15 protein-coding genes are annotated in these 16,053 nt (G+C 69.0%); 8 read left to right on the top strand and 7 right to left on the bottom strand.

Annotated elements, in window-relative coordinates; translation table 11 throughout:
* Positions 1-85 precede the first annotated feature (85 nt).
* Positions 86-1,201, bottom strand: a complete 1,116-nt coding sequence (queG, locus tag ACU4E7_RS06990) for a tRNA epoxyqueuosine(34) reductase QueG (RefSeq protein ID WP_447021087.1) — start codon at positions 1,199-1,201, stop codon at positions 86-88.
* A 23-nt stretch (positions 1,202-1,224) separates the two neighbouring features.
* On the bottom strand, positions 1,225-1,914 hold the full coding sequence (locus ACU4E7_RS06985; RefSeq protein WP_238122473.1) for a glutathione S-transferase family protein: 690 nt from the start codon (positions 1,912-1,914) through the stop codon (positions 1,225-1,227).
* 406 nt (positions 1,915-2,320) lie between these two features.
* On the opposite strand from ACU4E7_RS06985, the gene ACU4E7_RS06980 reads away from it, so the two are divergent.
* Positions 2,321-3,127: an undecaprenyl-diphosphate phosphatase gene (locus ACU4E7_RS06980; protein WP_238122423.1), complete on the top strand. Its 807-nt coding sequence runs from the start codon at positions 2,321-2,323 to the stop codon at positions 3,125-3,127.
* Between the two features lie 68 nt (positions 3,128-3,195).
* On the opposite strand, the gene ACU4E7_RS06975 is transcribed toward ACU4E7_RS06980, so the two are convergent.
* The 5 genes from ACU4E7_RS06975 to ACU4E7_RS06955 all read right to left on the bottom strand — a co-directional run bounded on the left by ACU4E7_RS06975 (position 3,196) and on the right by ACU4E7_RS06955 (position 8,151).
* Complete coding sequence (locus ACU4E7_RS06975; RefSeq protein WP_447021086.1) at positions 3,196-4,263, bottom strand: hydantoinase/oxoprolinase family protein; 1,068 nt, start codon at positions 4,261-4,263, stop codon at positions 3,196-3,198.
* The gene (locus ACU4E7_RS06970; protein ID WP_447021085.1) at positions 4,260-5,225 is read right to left on the bottom strand and encodes an ATP-grasp domain-containing protein; all 966 of its coding nucleotides are present in this window, start codon (positions 5,223-5,225) and stop codon (positions 4,260-4,262) included. Before ACU4E7_RS06970 ends, ACU4E7_RS06975 begins: the two co-directional genes overlap by 4 nt.
* A gap of 33 nt (positions 5,226-5,258) precedes the next feature.
* A complete protein-coding gene (locus ACU4E7_RS06965) occupies positions 5,259-6,173 on the bottom strand; it encodes a RimK family alpha-L-glutamate ligase (RefSeq protein WP_447021084.1) in 915 nt (304 codons plus the stop codon).
* Positions 6,174-6,187: 14 nt separating this feature from the next.
* The gene (gene mch / locus ACU4E7_RS06960) at positions 6,188-7,177 is read right to left on the bottom strand and encodes a methenyltetrahydromethanopterin cyclohydrolase (RefSeq protein ID WP_447021083.1); all 990 of its coding nucleotides are present in this window, start codon (positions 7,175-7,177) and stop codon (positions 6,188-6,190) included.
* Positions 7,178-7,257: 80 nt separating this feature from the next.
* Complete coding sequence (locus ACU4E7_RS06955) at positions 7,258-8,151, bottom strand: methylene-tetrahydromethanopterin dehydrogenase N-terminal domain-containing protein (protein ID WP_447021082.1); 894 nt, start codon at positions 8,149-8,151, stop codon at positions 7,258-7,260.
* A 338-nt stretch (positions 8,152-8,489) separates the two neighbouring features.
* On the opposite strand from ACU4E7_RS06955, the gene ACU4E7_RS06950 reads away from it, so the two are divergent.
* From ACU4E7_RS06950 to ACU4E7_RS06920, 7 genes are all read left to right on the top strand, one after another.
* Positions 8,490-9,419: a hypothetical protein gene (locus ACU4E7_RS06950; protein WP_447021081.1), complete on the top strand. Its 930-nt coding sequence runs from the start codon at positions 8,490-8,492 to the stop codon at positions 9,417-9,419.
* Positions 9,420-9,691: 272 nt separating this feature from the next.
* Complete coding sequence (locus tag ACU4E7_RS06945; protein ID WP_238122430.1) at positions 9,692-10,618, top strand: ABC transporter substrate-binding protein; 927 nt, start codon at positions 9,692-9,694, stop codon at positions 10,616-10,618.
* Between the two features lie 11 nt (positions 10,619-10,629).
* Positions 10,630-11,379 carry an ABC transporter permease gene (locus tag ACU4E7_RS06940; protein WP_238122474.1) on the top strand — a complete coding sequence of 250 codons (750 nt, stop codon included), beginning with the start codon at positions 10,630-10,632 and terminating at the stop codon, positions 11,377-11,379.
* Positions 11,348-12,136: an ABC transporter ATP-binding protein gene (locus ACU4E7_RS06935; protein WP_447021080.1), complete on the top strand. Its 789-nt coding sequence runs from the start codon at positions 11,348-11,350 to the stop codon at positions 12,134-12,136. Before ACU4E7_RS06940 ends, ACU4E7_RS06935 begins: the two co-directional genes overlap by 32 nt.
* A 58-nt stretch (positions 12,137-12,194) precedes the next feature.
* Positions 12,195-13,169, top strand: coding sequence for a quinoprotein relay system zinc metallohydrolase 2 (locus tag ACU4E7_RS06930; protein ID WP_238122432.1), 975 nt, complete (start codon positions 12,195-12,197; stop codon positions 13,167-13,169).
* Between the two features lie 362 nt (positions 13,170-13,531).
* On the top strand, positions 13,532-15,340 hold the full coding sequence (locus tag ACU4E7_RS06925) for a methanol/ethanol family PQQ-dependent dehydrogenase (protein WP_273546270.1): 1,809 nt from the start codon (positions 13,532-13,534) through the stop codon (positions 15,338-15,340).
* Between the two features lie 212 nt (positions 15,341-15,552).
* Entirely contained in the window at positions 15,553-16,041 is a 489-nt protein-coding gene (locus ACU4E7_RS06920) for a c-type cytochrome, methanol metabolism-related (RefSeq protein WP_238122433.1), read from the top strand.
* Positions 16,042-16,053: the final 12 nt, after the last annotated feature.

Raw genomic sequence — 16,053 nt, 5'->3', positions numbered from 1 at the left:
CTCAAGAAGCCACAATCCTACCGACAAAGCGTGGGTTTGAAAACTGGCGCGACACCCACACGGCGGCGGATCACACCCCCGCCGCTCAAGTCATTGAGCCGGCAGACCACTCGTCGGCGACGGCGGGATCTGTTTCCGTAGCGGCATGGCGGTGCGCGAGGACCCGGAAGGCAGCGGCCGACAGCAGCCGGGCGAGCGCCCACACCGCCGCGCCGCGCACCAGGGGCGCCGGATCGGCGAGCTTCTGCTCCAGCGCCGGGACGAACCCGGCGTTTCCAGAATTGCCCATGGCGATCATCACGTTGCGGATGAAGCGGTCGCGGCCGATGCGCTTGATGGGGCTCTTTGGGAAGCGGGCGCGGAAGGCGGCATCATCCAGCTCGGCCAATTCGGCCAGGGGCGGGGCGGCGTTTTCCGCGCGGGCGGCGAGCTTCATCTCGGCCCCCTCCGCCGCAAATTTGTTCCAGGGGCAGGCGGCCAGACAATCGTCACAGCCATAGATGCGGTTGCCGATCAACGGCCGCATCGGCCGCGGGATCGGTCCCTTGAGCTCGATGGTGAGGTAGGAGACGCAGCGCCGCGCGTCGATCTGGTAGGGCGCCGGGAAGGCGTTGGTGGGGCAGGCCTCGAGGCAGGCGCGGCAGGAGCCGCAATGGTCCGCGTCCGGCCGATCGAACGGCAGCTCCAGCGTGGTGGCGATGGCGCCCAGGAACAGCCAGGAGCCGAAGTTTCGCGACACCAGATTGGTGTGCTTGCCCTGCCAGCCGAGCCCGGCATCCATGGCCAGGGGCTTTTCCATGAGCGGGGCGGTGTCCACGAACACCTTCACGTCGCCGCCCTCCGCCGCCGCCAGCAAAGCGCGGGCGATGCGTTTCAGTTTCGGCTTGATGACCTCGTGATAATCCTCGCCCCGCGCATAGACCGAGATGGCGCCGGTGGCGGCATCGGCGAGGGCGGCGCGGGGATCGGTGGCGGGGCCGTAATTGAGCCCCAGCATCACCACGGACCGCATGTCCGCCCACAACGTGAGGGGATCGGCGCGGCGTTCCAATGTCTCGGCCATCCAGCCCATTTCGCCATGGGCGCCGCTGGCCACCCATTGGCCGAGGCGGTCGCCGGCCGGGCGCACCCGGCGCGGATCGGCGATGCCGATGGCCTCGAAACCCTCGGCGCGGGCGAGATCGGTGATCTGCGCCCGCAAATGCTCCGGTGTCGGCGCAGGCGTCAGAAGTCGAGATCCGCGTAGGTCTTGGAGGGGGGCATGCCGGGAATGCTCTCGTTCAGGAGGGCGCGGAAGGTCGGGCGCGACTTGATGCGCGCATACCAATCCCTCGCGTGCTCGTCCTCGTCCCACGGCACATCACCGAGATAATCGGCCACCGAAAGGTGGGCCGCCGCCGCCAGATCGGCCTGGGTGAGCTTTTCGCCCGCCAGCCATTTGCGGGCCTTGGCCAGCCAGCCGATGTATTTCAGATGATAGCGCAGATTGGCGCGGGCCATGCGCAATGCGGTGGCATCGGGCGGGCCGCCACCCTGCTGGCGGTTCATGTAGCGCTTGTGGATGCGCTCGCGCACCAGCGGCTCGGTGGCCTCCACATACATCTTCTCGTGGAACCAGCTGGTCAGCCGGCGCACCTCCACCCGCTCGGCCGGGCTGTCCGGCAGCAGGCGGTGGTCACCCAGAGCGAGACCGCGGGTTTCGTCGAGATATTCGGCAATGATGGTGGGGCCGGGCACCGAGGCGGCCTGTTCCTCCACGATCACCGGTGTTTCGCCGGCGGGGTTGAGGGCGAGGAAGCCGGGCCGGCGTTCCCACACCCGTTCTTCCACGAGCTCCGGCTCCAGCCCGTATTCGGCGAGCAGCAGGCGGACAAACCGGGAATGGGGGCAGAAAGGATGGTGATGCAGATACATGAGGCTTGTTTCGCCGGGGCGTTCAAGCGCGGCGCGCTCTCCCGGCCCGTTCATGTTTAGCCACGGATTCTTTCCGTTTGGTTCCCGCCTGGAGCACTTGCGCTGCAATGCGGGACCGGACGGCGAGAATGTGCGCGGATGGTGAACAGGGACCTTTGTCCGCTGCCTTTCATGCGCATCTAGAACGATGCGGCGCGCGCCGCAAGCGGAGCCGTAGGGTCTGACGCAGCGGCATATCCCTTTAGGGGCGGGGCCCGAGCCGGGCGCCGTAATTGCACCTTAATGGCTGTGCTCTCAGGATGGTGCGCCTGATTTGCGGGCCGGGCGCCCCTGGGCGCGCGCTTCCTCTGCGTCACCGTCTTCATGCCACCCGGTCTCGTGCCATCTCCCTTGGATCTCTCCGCCCATGACTCTCGGCGATATGTTTGAAGCCCTCGTGCTCGGCCTCGTGGAAGGGCTGACCGAGTTCATCCCCGTGTCCTCCACCGCGCACCTCTTGCTGCTCGGACACTTCCTGGGCTTCCAGAGCACCGGGCGCACCTTCGAGGTGCTGATCCAGCTGGGCGCGGTGCTGGCCATCCTCACCGTCTATTTCGAGCGCTTCGTTCGGGTGGCGACCCAATTGCCCACCAATCCGGGCGCCCGCCGCTTCGTGCTCGGCGTCATCGTCGCCTTCCTGCCGGCGGCGGTGATCGGCGCGGCGGCCCATGGCTTCATCAAGTCCGTGCTGTTCGAGTCGCCGGCGCTCATCTGCTGCACCCTGATCTTCGGCGGCATCGTGCTGTTGTTCATCGACAAGGTGGTGCCGGCGCCGCGCTACAACAACGCCATGGGCTTCCCGCTGCTGCTGGCGCTGAAGATCGGCTTCTGGCAGTGCCTCGCCATGATCCCCGGCATGTCCCGTTCCGGCTCCACCATCGTCGGCGCCATGCTGATGGGGGTCGACAAGAGGGCGGCGGCGGAATTTTCCTTCTTCCTCGCCTTGCCCACCATGCTGGGCGCCTTCACCTACGACCTCTACAAGAACCGCAATGCGCTCTCGCTGGACGACGGGCTGCTGATCGCCATCGGCTTCGTCGCCGCCTTCTGCGCGGCGGTGATGGTGATCCGCTCGCTGCTGGATTTCGTGTCCCGCCACGGCTACGCGCCGTTCGGCTGGTGGCGCATCGCGGTGGGGATCGCCGGGCTGATCGGCCTCGCCATCACCCGCTGATCGTCGGCACAGTGACCGAAAAGCCCGCCGGAGAGGACGTCGGCGGGCTTTTTTGTGGGCCGCCGCCTTCAGCCTTGAAAGGCGAGCACGGCCACCGCCACCGCCGGCGCGCAATCGGCCGCCGCCTCCGCCCAGGGGGCGTCGCCGGCCAGCAGGGCGCCGGCATCGAGATAGGGGCGGCCGGCCCGCTCCGCGAGCCGCGCCGCCAGGAACCGGCCGACGCCCGCCCCGACGATGGGAACATCAGGGGCGATGCCGCCCGGCGGCGCGCTCACCACCTGGGCCAGGGCATCGTCGAGCCGCCGCAGCTGCGCTTCCGCCGCCCGCGTCGCCAGGGCCCTGGCCTCGTCGAGGGTGCAGAGCTCGGGGGCGGCGGGGTCGAGGGTCGGTGGGCCGAGATCGCGCCCCACCATGCGCAGCAGCCGCCGGGCGCTCGCCTCCAGGGTCTTGGCGCCGCCATCAGCCGCGGGATAGAGGTCGGCGCCCTCGGGCAGGGCGCCGGTGAGGCGGTGCACGTCCGCCGTGGTGGCGAAGAATTCCATCATCAGCGGCACCGGCGCGCCCCGGAAGGGCAGGGTGGGGCCAAAGGCCATCACCGGAGTGCGGGCCGCGCCGCAATAGATGAGCTCGCCCGCCGCCATGCGCTCCGCATCGGAATAACCACGGCTGGTGAGGCGCCGGTCCGCGAAGGGGATGATGTCGGTGGTGGTGGAGCCCATGTCCACCAGGATCCCGGCGGGCAGCCGCAGCGCCAGCGCGGCGGCGGTGGCATGCCAATTGGCGGAGGCGATGGTGTCGATGTGCCCGGCCGCAGCACCCGCCGCCACCAGGCCATCGGGCCCGGCATAGATCTGTGTCTCGGCACCGAGGCGGGCGGCCAGGGCTGCGGCGAGGGCGACGACCCCGGAGGCGCGGTCCGGCCACAGGTCGGTCAGCTCGCCGGTCATGGTCACCACCGAGGGCGCGGCCGGCAGCTGTGGCAAGGCGGCGATGGCGGCATCGAGCTCTGCAAGGCCTCGCCATAGGGGGCAGGGTGCCATGTCCACCCGCAGCAGGCGGCCCGCCGCATCGAGCGCGGCGCGCTTGAGGTGGGCCCCGCCCACGTCCCAGCCGAACAGCACCGGCGCCGGCTTCATCGCAGGCCCACCTCCACCGGCGCCGCCGGCGGCAGGTGGGGCATGGCGGGCAGGCGGCCGTCGCGGATGAACTGCGGCAGGAAGGCCGCCGGGTTCACCGCCAGCGCCTGGTGCAGGCCGGCATAGGAGGTGGTGATGCGCGGGTTCACCTCCACCACCACCGGCGCGGCGTCGGTCAGGATCACGTCGATGCCGATGATGCCGGCAAGGCCCGGGAAGGTCGCCGTCACCGCCTGGGCCAGCCGCTCCAGCCGCTCGTCGCGGGCGGCGGCGCCCACGGTGAGGCCGGAGAGGCTGAGCACGCCGTCCGTTTCGGTCAGGTGCTGGCGGTTGACCGTGAGCAGGGTCGTCCCCTCCGGTCGCACCAGCACCGACAGGCTGGCCGGGGTGCCGGCGACGAAGGGCTGGATGATCAGATCGGGATCGCGCGGCGCATCGGCGACCGAGGCCCAGCGGCGGGTGTTCTCGCAGCCGGCGCCGTCGTCCGGCTTGGTCACCACCGGCCCGGTCAGCTCCGGCGGCGGCGCCTCGGCGCGGAAGGTGGGCACGTGGGGCAGGCCGGCCATGGCCAGCTGGCGGGCGGTGAGCAGCTTGCTGGAGCACAGCTCCACCGCGGGAAGGTCGCACGCCACCACGTGGCTGCACTTCTCCTGCATCAAGGCGATGAGCCGGGCCAGCAGACCGTGGGTTTCCGGCGCCACCGGCCACACCACGTCGGCGCCGGTCGCGAGCTCCGCCCACACCGCCCAGGGGTCGTCTCCGGCGGCCACGGGAATGGAGGAGTCCTGCGGCGCCGGCAGGCGATCGTCATGGGCCAGCAGCACGCTGCCCACCCCCGGCAGCGCCAGGATGTCCCGCATCAGCGCATCGCGCATGCGGGTGCCTTCGGGCACCAGGGTTTCGGGCAGCTCCTGGCCCCTGAGGCCGCCGGCGGTGACGAATTCGCAGATGAAGACGCGCATTTAACCCCCGCACTGGCCGATCAACGGGCCTTATCAGGCCACGACTGCGCGCGCGGCGCACAGGTGAGCGGCCAGGGAATCTGCCATATTCTTCCCCGTGGCGTCGTACAAGCCACGCCAGGCGGGCATGGAGTTCACCTCCAGCACCATCAGGCGCCCGTCGCTGCCGGAGATGATGTCGACGCCGGCATAATCGGCGCCCACCGCGGCGGCGGCGCGCACCGCATAATCGGCCAGCACCCCTTCCGGCGCCACTTCCACGCCCACGGCGCCCTGGTGGATGTTGGTGATCCAGGACGGCGCGCGGCGCGCCATGGCGGCCACCGCCACGCCGCCCACCACGAACACGCGGAAATCCTCGTGCATCTCTTCGTTTGGATCATCCGGGCCGGTCCGGCCATGGGGGGCGGCGACGAAATCCTGCAGGTAATAGACGCCGCCCACCTCCGCCTCGGCGGGCAGAGCGGCGCCGCGCTCCAGCCGCTGCAGGCCGCGGCCCTGGGCCCCGAACATGGGCTTCAGCACGCTGTCGCCGGGGGCGGCATCCACCAGCATCTGCGCCGCCGCGCGCCCCTCCTGCACCAGGGTGCGCGGGGTGGGCAGGCCGGCATGCGCCATCAGGAAGGTGGTGGCGCTCTTGTCCACGCAGCGCTCGATGGCGCGGGCCGAGTTCATCACCGGCACGCCGAGGGCGCCGAGGGCGTGCAGCACGCCGAGCCGCAGGGTGACCTGCTCCAGGGTGCCGTTGGGCACCGAGCGCACGAAGCAGGCGGCAGGCAGCTCATCGCCGAAGCCCGGCAGCAGCAGGCCATGGGCGGTCTCCCCCACGGCGAAACCGCACGCCTTGAGCGAGACCATCCGTGCCCGCCGGTCCTGAGCCGTGATGGCGGCGAGCAGCGAGCGGGTGTGCCAGTCCAGCCGCTCGGCGAAGATCACGAGGTCGGTCACAGAGTCTTGGCTCCTCAAGCCCCGAACGAGCGGGCGATCAGCACCGGATCGAAGCCGCCGGCGGTGAAGCTCTCGCCATGGTCGATGGCGGTCACCGTGACGCGCGCGGGCGAGAACAGCAGTGGATCCACCTTGTAGAAGTCGCAGTCATAGCCCTTGAACACCTCGGCGAACGGCCGGCCATAGTCGCGTGAGGCGGAAGAGGGCAGGTGCCGCGCCAGCTCCTGGGCGGCGGCCGCCTCGCCACGCACGAACAGCTGCACGTCGCCGCCATAGAGCACCGCATCATTGGTGCGGCCCATGGCGGTGAGGAAATCCGGCGAGGGCGGCGCCACCGGCGCGCTGCCGATGCCATCCACGATGTGCTCCAGCGGGAAGTGCAGGGCATGGGCCTTGTGCAGCGCCACCTCCAGCACCCGCGCCACGATCTGCACCGTGCCGGCCAGCGCCGATGTGGGGGTGAGGATGAGGGTGATCCGCTCCGGCGCGACGCGCGAGCGCGCGGCGATCTCCGCCACCACCGCCTCGGGGGGCACCACGCCGGTTTCCAGCACCAGGGTGGTGTCCTCGCTGTCCTCGCGGAAGCCGAGCTCGTCATAGAGCTCCTCCACCGCCGCCACCGCCCGGCCGGGGCCGGAGCCGAGGGCGAAGAAATCGCCGCCGGCGAGGCTCCAGCCGGCATATTGGCTGCCGAGGCAGGCGAGCACCGGATCGGTGGTGGAGACGTTCACCAGGGTCGCCCAGGGGGAAAAGCGGGAGCTCGCCTCGAAGGTCACGCGGCCGAGGCCGCCGAGGCAGATCTCGGCGATGCGCCGGCCGGCTTCCAGCCCGCCGGGAACGGCGATGCCGGCATCGATGATGCGTGCTCCCAAAGGGCCAGTGGAGAGGGCGAGGCGCAGCGCGTCCGCGTCGTTTACGAGGGCATCCACCAGGGGGCGGACGCTGGCGGCGAGGCTGGGGCGCCGCCGAGGGGCGGCAGAGGCCGCGGGGTCTTGCAGGGTCATGGCCGTGTCCGTTCGAGACCGACAAATATGGCCCGCCGGGGTTGGGCGCCGGCGGCGGGCGAAGGCGGAGCCTGAGACGCTCAGGCTTTCAGCGTGCGGGCCAAAGCGAACACCGCCGGCAGGTCCACGAACATGGGGGTCGTGGTGTCGCGCATCTGCTTCAGGATTTCGTGCTGCACCGCATATTTCAGATTGCCGATGGCGAGCGCGCCGATGCCGATGCCGTGGGGCAGGGGGGCGGCCGCATCATGCGCGCCGATGCCGGCGATGCCCGCCGGAGGCACCGCGTTCACGTCGGCGGCGACGATGAGCTGGCGGGCGGCTTCCAGATGGGCGGGGTTCAGGATTTCCACGCCGGCCTTGCCGGTGGCCAGGATGACCTCCGCCTCCGGCACCAGCTGCGCCTTCTCCGCATCGGTGACGGCGGCGGCGCAGGCGAGATCGACGCAGAAGCGGGTCTTGAAGTCGGCCGCCTTCTCCTCCACCGCAGCGATCTCGCGGTGGCTCACTAGAGTGACGGCGGCGCCCGCCTGGGCGGCGATGACGGCGGCGATGGAGCCGACCACGCCGGTGGCGCCGTAGATCTGCACCTTGGCGCCGGAAAGGCCCGCGGGCCGCACCGCCAGCAGCGCCTGCTCCACCTTGGCGATCATGGCGGCGGCGGTGGTGAAGGAACCGGCGGGATCGGGAAAGATGGAGATCTCGAACGGCGGGAAGATGGAGGCCTGCGCCTCCGCCGCCATGTCGAGGGCGAGGGCCGCATCCTTGCCGCCGATGAACAGGCCGGTGCGCGGCGCCGCGCTCGGCGGCCGCGAGAACATCATGTCCTGGGTGAGATCACGCACCTCGTTCAGCGCGACCCGCGGATAAGGGACGATGGTGGTGTAGCCCGCGTCCACCGCCATGTTCACGTCGAACGGGCTCACATGGGCGAGGGGGGTGATGATGTGCAGGATGGGGGCGGAATCCGCCATGGGCGCAGCTCCGTGCAGAGGGAAACATTAGCGGGTGGCCGCGCCTTTGACCGCCGGACCGGCGCCCGTGGGGGCGGTCCGTCAGTCGCGGCGCCGCGGTTGTTTCCCCGCACGCAGTCGAATGCGACGAATTGTTTAATCACTCCGGCGCTGTGCGCAACCCCCCGGGCGGGCAGGACGCCAGGGTTTTGGTGCTGCACTGCGAAGACGGGTAGGGCCGTGATGCGTCTGCAACGACCGCAGCAGATAAATGATTCCTAAGAGTTCTTCGCATTGACCGCGCCTTTTACCACCGTTAGCACTCAACCCAAGGGAAGAAACGCTGCTGCGGGGCAAACATGCAGGCGCTCACCAAGAAATGGCTGGCTCTTTTTCTGGCCGGAACGACCATCCTCGCCACCACCGGCGCCTGGGCGGATGATGACGATGACGACAAGCCCGGCGCCGCCGGCGCTGCGGAGGTGGAGGGCATCGAGACCGAGAACATCTTCGGCTACACCCTGGGCACCGACACCGGTGAGAAGGGGGAGAAGGAACTGACCTTCACCCTGGACGGGCGACTGGGCAAAGGGGGGCAGCGCTACAACGCTCTGGCCGGGGAAGCGGAGTTTGAATATGCCGTGACCGACGACCTGAAGGTCTCCCTGGGCGCCGCGCTGAACAGCTTCGACATCTCCCGCGTGCCGGGGCTCGATGACACCAATGGCGGTGGCATCGGCGGCGCCTTTTTCGAGGTGAAGTATCGCTTCCTCGATTACCGCACGGCACCGTTCGGCCTGTCTCTGTCCATCGAGCCGGAATGGGCGCGCTATGACGAGGTGTCGGGCGAGAGCGGCACCGCCTATGGCATCGAATTCCGTCTGGCGGCGGACAAGGAGCTGATCAAGGACGTGCTGTTCGGCGCCGTGAACATCGTCTACGAGCCCGAGTGGGAGCGGGACGAGAACGATCTCGATCAGCGCATCTGGGCCTCCGGCTCCGGTCTGGAAGTGTCCGCAGCGCTCACCGCCCAGGTGGTGAAGGATGTCTTTCTTGGCGGCGAGATCCGCTATCTGGCCAGCTATGACGGCAACTTCCTCAACAGCCGCGAGGGCTGGGGCCTGTTCATGGGGCCGACGCTCTATGCCCAGCTCACCGAGGCCTGGTACGTCAAGGCCGCCTGGTCGATCCAGCTGACGGGTGATTCGCCGGACAGCTGGAATTCCGCGCTCGACCTCGCCGATTTCGAGCGCCAGCAGGCGCGACTGCAAGTGGGCGTGCAATTCTAGTGGGCGTGCATCTCGGCTCTTAGGATTTGCACAAGCCTGGCGCGGCCCCGCAAGATCGGCGCAACACGCAGGATCGGACCTGAGAAGAGGCGGCGCCACGGGTGTGTCCCGGCGGACGCGGCCCAGGTGGGAGGAGGCGGGCGATGCACACGCGCCGTCGGGTGTTGCAGCTGGTGGCTGGCGCGGCCGTCGCTCCACCGATGGGGGTGCTCGCGGCCGCCGTGCCTGGAGGGCCGGTATCTGGGCCGGCATCTGGTCCCGCGGGGACGCCGGTGCCGCGTGTCGTTCGCCTCAGTGTGCTGCAGTTCGGCACCGCCGCCTGGGAGCTCGCCGCGATGACGGCGCTCGGGCTCGATGTGGCCCATGGCCTGACCCTTGAGCTGCGCCGGGCCGCCAACAACGACGCCGGCCGCCTCGCCTTTCTCACCGGCGCGGTGGATGGGGTGGTCAGTGATCTGCTGTGGGCGGCGCGCATGCGGGTGGAGGGGCGCCCGCTGGTCTATCTGCCGTTCTCGACGGCGGAAGGCGCCATCATGGTGGCGTCCGGATCGCCATTGCGCAGTCTCGCTGATCTGCGCGGCGCGCGGCTGGGGGTGGCCGGCGGTCCTCTCGACAAGAGCTGGCTGCTGCTGCGGGCCTATGCGCGGGCGCGGGCCGGCATGGAGCTGACGGCGGCGCAGCTGTCATTCGGGGCGCCGCCGTTGCTGGCGGCCAAGCTGGAGCAGGGAGAGCTCGACGCCGCGCTGCTCTACTGGACCTATGGCGCGCGCCTTCAAGCCAAGGGCTTCACACCGCTGATCACCCTCGACGCGGTGGTGGCGGGCTTCGGCATCGCTCCGCCGCCGGCGCTGGTCGGCTATGTGTTTCAGGGGGATTTCGCGCGGCCCCACGACCCGGACATGGCCGCGTTCGCCGCCGCCGTCGCCGCCACCAAGGCGGTGCTGATCGGCACCGGGCCGCAGACGGACGCGGCCTGGGCGGCGGCCCGCCCGCTGATGCAGGCGCCGGATGACGCGACCTTCGCCGCTTTGCGGGCCGGCTTCGTGGCCGGTGTGCCGCGACGCTCGGCGCGGGAGGAGGCGGCGGCGGCCGGACGGCTGCTGGCGGTGCTGGTGGCCCAGGGCGGGGCGAAGCTGCTGGGGCCGGTGGAGGCGCTGCCGGCGAACCTCTATTGGGCCGCCGGCGGGGCGGTGCCGTGAGCGGCCGGCTGATGGCCCGGGTCGGCGTCAAGGCGCTGTCGCTGGCGGCCCTGCTCGGTTGCTGGCAGCTGGCTGCCAGCGCCGCCCACAGCCCGGCACTGCCGCCCCCGGCGGCAGTGTTCGACTTCATGCTGCGGGAGGCGGTGGGCGGCGACCTGCTGGCCAATCTCGCCATCACCCTGGCGCGGGTGGTGGCGGCCTTCCTGCTGGCGATGGGTGTGGGCGTTGTGGTGGGCATCGCCTTCGGCCGGCGGCCGGGTCTCGATCGCGCCCTCGATCCCTGGCTGGTGCTGCTGCTCAACACGCCGGCGCTGGTCATCACCGTGCTCTGCTACATCTGGCTCGGCCTCACCGAGACCGCCGCGGTGGTGGCGGTGGCGCTGAACAAGATGCCCAATGTGACGGTGCTGCTGCGCGAGGGCACCCGGGCGCTGTCGCCGGAGCTGGACGAGATGGCGCGCGCCTACCGCCTCGCTCCCCTCGACCGGCTGCGGCACGTGATGCTGCCGCAGCTGGAGCCTTATGTGGCTGGGGCCGCGCGCTCCGGGCTCGCGCTGGTCTGGAAGATCGTGCTGGTGGTGGAGCTGCTCGGCCGGCCCGATGGGGTGGGCTATGCCATCTCGGTGTATTTTCAGCTGTTCGATGTGCGGGCCGTGCTGGGCTACGCCTTGTCGTTCATGGCGGTGATGCTGGCCGTTGAATATCTCATCCTGCAACCCTTTGAAGCCCATGCCCGCCGCTGGCGCCCCGCAGTGTCTTGAGGCGCGCATCAGCCGCAAGCACCACCGCCGCGCGGATGGTGCGGCGGTGGAGGTGCTGCGCGATGTCCACCTGGTACTGAACCGGGGGGAGTTCGTATGCCTGCTCGGCCCCTCCGGATGCGGCAAGACCACCACCTTGCGCATTCTCGCCGGGCTCGACGCGGATTTCGAGGGGCGGGTGACGCGGGCAGAGGGGCCGATGGGCATCGTGTTTCAGGAGCCCCGGCTGCTGCCGTGGCGCACCGTCGAGGAGAATATCCGCCTGGTGCTGCCCCGCGCCGACCGGTCGCGCGACCTGCGCCCGCTGCTGGCGGAGCTGGGGCTTGCCGATCACGCCGGCCTGTTTCCCCATGCGCTGTCGCTGGGGCTCGCCCGCCGGGTGGCCCTGGCCCGGGCTCTGGCGGTGGAGCCCGACTGGCTGGTCCTGGACGAGCCCTTCGTGTCGCTGGATGCGGCGGCGGCCGCGCGGCTGCGCGCCGCGCTGCAGCGTTTCGCCGACCGCCGCGGCGCCGCCGTGCTCATGGTGACCCACGACGTGCGCGAGGCGCTGACGCTGGCGGACCGGCTGGTGCTGCTGGCCGGCCGGCCGGCGGGGGTGGTCGGCGAGATGGTGCTGGAAACGCCGCGGGCGGAGCGCACCGCATCCTGGGTCGAGGCCCAGTCGGCGCGCCTTGCCCGGTGCTTCGATGCGACCCCACCGGCGGCTGAGGCCCGGCCGGGCGCGGCTTCGGGGGAGAGGCCGCCGGCACCGGTCTGACGGCAGGCGGGGCCAGGCTCGCAAGGGGTCGCCCGCCGGTGAACAAGAGGAGGGCAGCATGGCGCAGACACGGGCGAGGGCCGACCGAGGGGGCTGGGTGCGGCGGCTGGTCGCAGGTATCTTTATCCCGCTCCTGCTGCTGCCCGCCCATGCTGCAGCGCAACCTGAAGCTGTCGAGCCCCTGCCGGTGGTGGAGGTGGCGCCGGGGGTCTTCGTGCACCAGGCGCCCTATGCCCTGGCGCTTCCGCGCAATCTCGGCTTTGTCGGCAACGCCGGCTTCATCATCGGCGACGATGCGGTGGCGGTGGTGGACACGGGCGGTTCCCTGAAGGCCGGCGAGCGGCTCAAGGCGGCCATCGCGGCGCACACGTCCTTGCCTGTCCGCTATGTCATCAACACCCACATGCATCCCGACCACGTGCTGGGCAATGCGGCCTTCGCCGGCCCCGGGGTGACCTTCATCGGCCACCACAATCTCCCGCAGGCGCTGCGTGCGCGGGCGGAGAGCTATCTGGAGGCGACCCGCCGCCTGGTGGGGCCGGACGGAGCCGAGGGCACGCGGGTGGTGCTGCCCGACCAGACGGTGAGCGACAGCCTGACCGTGGATCTCGGCCACCGGCCGCTGCTGCTGGAGGCGTGGCCCACCGCCCACACCGCCACCGACCTCACCGTGTTCGATGGGGCCACCGACACCTGGTTCCTGGGAGATCTGCTGTTCCTCGGCCATGTGCCGGCCATCGATGGCAAGGCCTTGGGCTGGATCAGCCTGCTGGAGCAGTTGAAGGCCCGTCCCGCTGCGCGGGTGGTGCCTGGCCATGGCCCCGCCCAGCAGCCCTGGCCGGCGGCCGCGGCGCCCACCGAACGCTATCTCAGGCGGCTGGTGGCCGATGTGCGCGGCATGGTCCGCGACGGCCGCTCCATGGACGAGGCGGCGCGGCAGGCCGGCCGCGCGGAGGCCGCCGACTGGGCGCTGTTCGATGACTTCAATGCGCGCAACGCCACCGCGACGTTTCATGAGTTGGAGTGGGAATAACGGGTGCACCTGCCGTTGCGGGAATATCCACGCTCTCCCCCGTCATGCCGCTGCACTGCAAAATCTAAGCTGCCGATTCGACTTCGCACCTGCAATATAGAACGGCTCTATTGGCGTATTGCGTCTCGGAGAAACTTTGCTTACGTTCCTCTCAGCTTCGGCTTCAACGGCACCGCGCGGGGAACGCGGTGCTGGTTCGCAGGCCTGCGGGACACCCTGTCACCGCATGGCTTCTAGGGCATCACGCCGGTCGTGACACGCTGCCGAAGTAGATGGAGTCCCCCAAAGGCGAAAACAACGCTCAGTGCGTTTCCTGCTCCACATGCGGTGGCGCGGGCGCGCATCCATCGGAGGAAGCCCTGATGAGACGACTTTTGACGGTGACCGCCGTGGCGGCGTGCAGCGCTTTTTTCAGCGCGCCGGTCATGGCCAACGACGGTGTGCAGAAGCTCACCGAGGACCCGAGCCAGTGGGTTCTGCAGACCGGCGACTATGCGAACACCCGCCATTCCAAGCTGAAACAGATCGACACGGAGAACGTGGGCAAGCTCCAGGTGGCCTGGACCTTCTCCACCGGCGTGCTGCGCGGCCATGAAGGTTCGCCGCTGGTGGTGGGCGACGTGATGTATGTGCACACGCCCTTCCCCAATATTGTCTACGCCCTCGATCTGAACGACGAAGGCAGGATCATCTGGAAGTATGAGCCCAAGCAGGATCCGAACGTCATTCCGGTGATGTGCTGCGACACGGTCAATCGCGGCCTCGCCTATGCGGATGGCAAGGTGTTCCTGCACCAGGCCGACACCAAGGTGGTGGCGCTGGATGCCAAGACCGGCAAGGTGCTGTGGTCTGCGGTGAACGGCGACCCGAAGAAGGGCGAGACCAATACCGCCACCGTGATGCCGGTGAAGGACAAGCTCCTGGTGGGCATCTCGGGCGGCGAATACGGCGTGCGCTGCCACCTCACCGCCTATGACATGAACACCGGCAAGCAGATCTGGCGCGCCTATTCCATGGGCCCGGACGACGAGATCCTGTTCGATCCGGAAAAGACCATGTCGCTTGGCAAGCCGGTGGGCAAGGATTCGTCCTTGAAGACGTGGCAGGGCGACCAGTGGAAGATCGGCGGCGGCTGCACCTGGGGCTGGTATTCCTACGATCCGAAGACCAACACGGTCTATTACGGCTCGGGCAACCCCTCCACCTGGAACCCCGCCCAGCGTCCCGGCGACAACAAGTGGTCCATGACCATCTTCGCCCGCGATCCCGATTCCGGTATGGCCAAGTGGGTCTATCAGATGACCCCTCACGACCAGTGGGACTATGACGGCATCAACGAGATGATCCTGGTGGACCAGGAGTTCGACGGCAAGATGCGGCCGATGCTGGTGCATTTCGACCGCAACGGCTTCGCCTACACCCTCGACCGCAAGACCGGCGAGCTGCTGCTGGCGGAAAAGTATGATCCGGCGGTGAACTGGGCCACCAAGGTGGACATGGACAAGAACAGCCCCACCTTCGGGCGCCCGCTGGTGGTGGAAAAGTATTCCACCGAGCACAATGGCGAGGACGTGAACACCACCGGCATCTGCCCGGCCGCCCTCGGCACCAAGGACCAGCAGCCGGCGTCCTTCTCGCCGCAGACCGGCTTGTTCTACGTGCCCACCAACCACGTGTGCATGGACTATGAGCCGTTCCACGTGAGCTACACGCCGGGCCAGCCTTACGTGGGCGCGACCCTGTCCATGTTCCCGGCCCCCAACAGCCATGGCGGCATGGGCAATTTCATCGCCTGGGATGCCCGCAAGGGCAAGATCGTCTGGACCAAGCCCGAGCAGTTCTCGGTGTGGTCCGGCGCGCTCTCCACCGACGGCGGCGTGGTCTTCTACGGCACGCTGGAAGGCTATCTGAAGGCCGTGGACGCCAAGACCGGCAAGGAGCTGTACCGCTTCAAGACGCCGTCCGGCATCATCGGCAACGTCATGACCTACACCCATAAGGGCAAGCAATATGTTGCGGTGCTCTCGGGCGTGGGTGGCTGGGCCGGCATCGGCCTCGCCGCGGGCCTCACGGATCCCAACGCCGGTCTGGGTGCGGTGGGCGGATATTCCGCGCTCAGCAGCTACACCGCCCTGGGTGGTCAGCTCTCGGTGTTCACCCTGCCGCAGTGATGCGGCGGACCCCGGAGCCTTGACTGGGGCGCCGGCGTGGTTCCCTCCCACGCCGGCGCCCGCGAGATCGCAGATGGTGCCGATGGCATGACGTTCCACATGGCGCGCGGCGCCGTGAACGGGAGCCTGCACCTTGTCCCCGGATTCGTGTTTGGAGAAGGCGTGTGTTTTCAAAGCTCTCATTGATGCGCACAGGGGCCGTGGCCCTTTGCATGGCGCTGGCGCCCCTATCCGTCTCGGCGCAGACCCTCAGCAAGCAGGGGGATCCGACCCCGGTGAAGGATGAAGACGGAAAGTATTTCGATAAGAGTGGTGCGCCGACATACAATATCAAGCCGGATGGAACCGTGGATTGGGCCACATATTCGGGCTATCGCCGCTATCACGCCGAGTGTCACGTCTGTCACGGGCCCGACGGCATGGGCTCGACTTATGCACCGGCGCTGATCGATTCCCTAAAGACCATGGATTACGACCACTTCCAGGAGGTGGTCGTCGGCGGGCGGCAGAATGTGGGAGGTGGCAATGAAAAGGTCATGCCGTCCTTTGGACTCAACAAGAATGTCATGTGCTACCTCGACGACATCTATGTCTATCTCCGCGCCCGATCGGACGATGCCCTGGGCCGGGCGCGGCCTGCCAAGCGCGAAGACAAGACCCCGGTCATCACCGCCACGGAAAAAGCCTGTCTCGGGGAGTGAGCCGGGCCGGCG

Source organism: Xanthobacter sp. ZOL 2024 (assembly GCF_052932325.1).
Note: the sequence above shows the minus strand (reverse complement) of the source record. Positions and strands in the feature narration are given on the sequence as shown.

Bases quoted from the DNA above. Each gene is read 5' to 3' on its own strand.
- ACU4E7_RS06985 (WP_238122473.1), bottom strand. From the start codon at position 1,914: ATGTATCTGCATCACCATCCTTTCTGCCCCCATTCCCGGTTTGTCCGC.
- ACU4E7_RS06935 (WP_447021080.1), top strand. From the start codon at position 11,348: ATGCCCGCCGCTGGCGCCCCGCAGTGTCTTGAGGCGCGCATCAGCCGC.
- ACU4E7_RS06975 (WP_447021086.1), bottom strand. From the start codon at position 4,263: ATGAAGCCGGCGCCGGTGCTGTTCGGCTGGGACGTGGGCGGGGCCCAC.
- ACU4E7_RS06950 (WP_447021081.1), top strand. From the start codon at position 8,490: ATGCAGGCGCTCACCAAGAAATGGCTGGCTCTTTTTCTGGCCGGAACG.
- ACU4E7_RS06930 (WP_238122432.1), top strand. From the start codon at position 12,195: ATGGCGCAGACACGGGCGAGGGCCGACCGAGGGGGCTGGGTGCGGCGG.
- ACU4E7_RS06920 (WP_238122433.1), top strand. From the start codon at position 15,553: ATGGCGCTGGCGCCCCTATCCGTCTCGGCGCAGACCCTCAGCAAGCAG.
- ACU4E7_RS06970 (WP_447021085.1), bottom strand. From the start codon at position 5,225: ATGCGCGTCTTCATCTGCGAATTCGTCACCGCCGGCGGCCTCAGGGGC.
- ACU4E7_RS06925 (WP_273546270.1), top strand. From the start codon at position 13,532: ATGAGACGACTTTTGACGGTGACCGCCGTGGCGGCGTGCAGCGCTTTT.
- ACU4E7_RS06955 (WP_447021082.1), bottom strand. From the start codon at position 8,151: ATGGCGGATTCCGCCCCCATCCTGCACATCATCACCCCCCTCGCCCAT.
- mch (WP_447021083.1), bottom strand. From the start codon at position 7,177: ATGACCCTGCAAGACCCCGCGGCCTCTGCCGCCCCTCGGCGGCGCCCC.
- ACU4E7_RS06940 (WP_238122474.1), top strand. From the start codon at position 10,630: ATGGCCCGGGTCGGCGTCAAGGCGCTGTCGCTGGCGGCCCTGCTCGGT.
- ACU4E7_RS06980 (WP_238122423.1), top strand. From the start codon at position 2,321: ATGACTCTCGGCGATATGTTTGAAGCCCTCGTGCTCGGCCTCGTGGAA.